1 protein-coding gene and 1 pseudogene are annotated in these 2,896 nt (G+C 75.8%); both read right to left on the reverse strand.

Translation table 11 applies throughout. The annotated features are described in order from the left end of the window. Nucleotides 1–13: 13 nt before the first annotated feature. A complete protein-coding gene (locus Asi02nite_RS41020; RefSeq protein WP_373312456.1) occupies nt 14–1,009 on the reverse strand; it encodes an HAD-IIA family hydrolase in 996 nt (331 codons plus the stop codon). Nucleotides 1,010–1,299: 290 nt separating this feature from the next. Then, nucleotides 1,300–2,142, reverse strand: a pseudogene (locus Asi02nite_RS42635) (hypothetical protein); the annotation flags it as partial. Nucleotides 2,143–2,896: the final 754 nt, after the last annotated feature.

Below are 2,896 nucleotides of genomic sequence, written 5' to 3' on the forward strand. Positions count from 1 at the left end.
TACGAAACAGAACCTAAAGCCCCAGGGTTCGCAGCACGGCGCCGGCCTCGTCGGTGGCGCCGGTGAGCGCGCTGACGTCCGTGCCGTCCCAGGCGGCCGCGCAGATGGTGCGCAGGGCGGCGACCGGGTCGCCGTGGCCGTCCAGCTTGCCGTCGGTGACCCGCCAGCCGGTGCCCTCGGCCCCGATCGCCAGCGTCTCGACGTCCTCGAAGAGGCCGGCAAGGTCCGTGGCGACGTAGGTCGGTCGCTGGTGCGCCGGCGCCGCGACCAGGTCGCGGGGCTGGCTCACGCCGGTCAGCACGAGCAGGCTGTCGAGGCCCGCCCGGACCGCGCCCTCGATGTCGGTGTCCAGCCGGTCGCCGACGACGATCGGCCGCGCGGCCGCGTCCCGCTTGACCGCCTCCTCGAACAGCACCGGCTCCGGCTTGCCGATCACCTCGTCGGGCTCCCGGTCGAGGGCGGTGCGCAGCACGGCGACCAGCGAGCCGTTGCCGGGCAGCGGGCCACGCGGGCTGGGCAGCGTGCGGTCGGTGTTGGTGGCGATCCAGAGGGCGCCCGCGCGTACGGCGAGGGCCGCCTCGGCCAGGATCACCCAGCCGACCTCCCGCCCGTAGCCCTGGACGACCGCCACGGGCTGGTCGTCGGCGCTGCTGACCGGTGTCAGGCCGCGCTCGGCGACCTCCTGGCGCAGCGCGTCGGCGCCGACCACCAGCACCCGGGCGCCGGGCTCGAGCCGGTCGGCCAGACGCTGGGCCGCGGCGGCCGCCGAGGTCAGCACCTCGCCGGCGGTCGCCGGCACGCCGAGCCCGGTGAGCAGGTCCGCCACCTCGGCCGCGCGGCGGCTCGCGTTGTTGGTCGCGTACGCGATCGCCCGGCCCTCGTCGTGCAGCCGCTTGACCGCCCCGACCGCGCCCGCCACCGCCTTGTCCGACAGGTAGATGACCCCGTCGAGATCAAAGATCACCAGGTCGTACGCGTCGGCGAGCCGGCCCGACGCCGGCGGCGACAAGGTCATCGCCGGTCGTCGGCGTCGCCGACCTCCGGAAGCACCTTGTTGTCGTCCTCGTCGCCCGTCGGGTCCGCGTCGATCTCGGCGTCGACGGCGGCGTCCTCGTCCGGGTGACCCTCCGCGTCGACCTCGACCGGCTCGTCGGCCCGGCCGACCTCGTCGACCGTCTCGACAGGCGCGTCGTCGGCGGCGACCTCCGGCGGCAGGCCGGCGGTCACCGTCTCAACCGGCAGGTCGTCGGCGATCGCGTCGGCCTCGACCGGCAGCTCGTCGTCGTCCGCGTCGTCCTGGTCGTCGGCGTCCTCGTCGATCTCGGCGTCCACGGCGGCGTCGTCGTCGGCCCGGCCCTCGGAGTCGAGCTCGACGTCGTCCTCGTCGTCGTCGTCCTCGCCTTCCTCGGCCTCTTCGAGCGCGGCGGCCTCGGCCAGCAGGTCGTCCTCGTCGTCGCCGTCGTCGAGCACGGTTCGAGCGCCCGGGACCTCGCCCGCCTCGTCCTCGTCGTCGAGCACCGCCTCGGCAGCGTCGCCGTCCGACTCGTCCTCGTCGTCCTCGTCGCCCTCGATCGAGACGCCGTCGAGCTCCAGCAGCCGCTCGGCCGCGTCGGTCTCGTTGTCCTCGTCGGCCTCGGCCGCGCGGGCGAACCACTCACGGGCCTCGTCGCGCCGATCGGCGGCGAGCAGGGCGTCCGCGTACGCGTACCGCAGCCGGCCGGCCCACGGCTCCTCCTGGCCGCTGGTGAGCTCGCGGACCTGGAGCATCGCGACGGCGGCGTCCTTCTGGCCCAGGTCACCACGCGCACCGGCGGCCACGATGAGCAGCTCGACGGCGTCGGCCGCGCCCAGGGTGGACCGGTCGGCCCCACGGTAGAGGTCGATGGCCCGCTCCGGACGGCCGAGCGCGCGCTCGCAGTCGGCGAGCACGGCCAGGTGGTCCTGGCGCCCGGTCATCCGGTGGTACGTGCGGAGCTCGCCGATGGCGGTCTGCCACTCACCGGCGTGGTACGCGGCCAGCCCGACCGCCTCCCGCACCACCGCGATCCGCGAGGCGAGCCGGCGGGCGGCCAGCGCGTGCGCCAGCGCCTCGTCCGGGTCCTCGTCGATCAGGCGACCGGTGGCCACCAGGTGGCGCGCCACGGTCTCGGCGACGGGCCGGTTGAGCCCGAGCAACTCCGCGCGCACGTCCTTGTCGAGGTCGTTCGCGGTGATGTCCTCGGGGATCTGCGGGCCGACCGCGGTGCTGGGCCGCTCGTCGGTGCGGCTGTCGTCGCGGGGACCGCGATCGCGGTCACGGTCGTCCCGGTCGCGGTACGGCCGGTCCTCCCGCGGTCCCGACCGGAACCCGCGGTTGTCGCGGTCGCCGTCCCGGGGACCCGAGCGGAAGCCACCCCGGTCACCGCCACGGTCGTCCCGGTCCCGGTAGGGCCGGTCGCTGCGCTGACCCGGGCGGAAGCCTTCGTCGCGACCTCGGAACGGGCGGTCACCGCCGCGGTCGTCACGGTCGCGGTAGGGACGCTCGCCGTCACGCGGCCCGGACCGGAAGCCACCGCGGTCGTCGCGGTCCCGGACGGGACGGTCGGCGTCGCGCGGCCCGGACCGGAAGCCACCACGATCCTCACGCGGGCCGGAGCGGAAGCCACCCCGGTCACCGCCGCGATCGTCGCGCGGCCCGGAACGGTAGCCACCGCGGTCGTCACGGGGACCGGAGCGGAAGCCACCCCGGTCACCGCCACGGTCGTCGCGGTCCCGGTAGGGACGGTCGCCGTCCCGCGGCCCGGACCGGAAGCCACCACGGTCATCGCGCGGGCCGGAGCGGAAGCCACCCCGGTCGTCACGCGGCCCAGAGCGGAAGCCACCGCGGTCGTCACGCGGACCGGAACGGAAGCCACCG

It is taken from the genome of Asanoa siamensis (assembly GCF_016862555.1).
GTDB classification, from domain to species: domain Bacteria; phylum Actinomycetota; class Actinomycetes; order Mycobacteriales; family Micromonosporaceae; genus Asanoa; species Asanoa siamensis.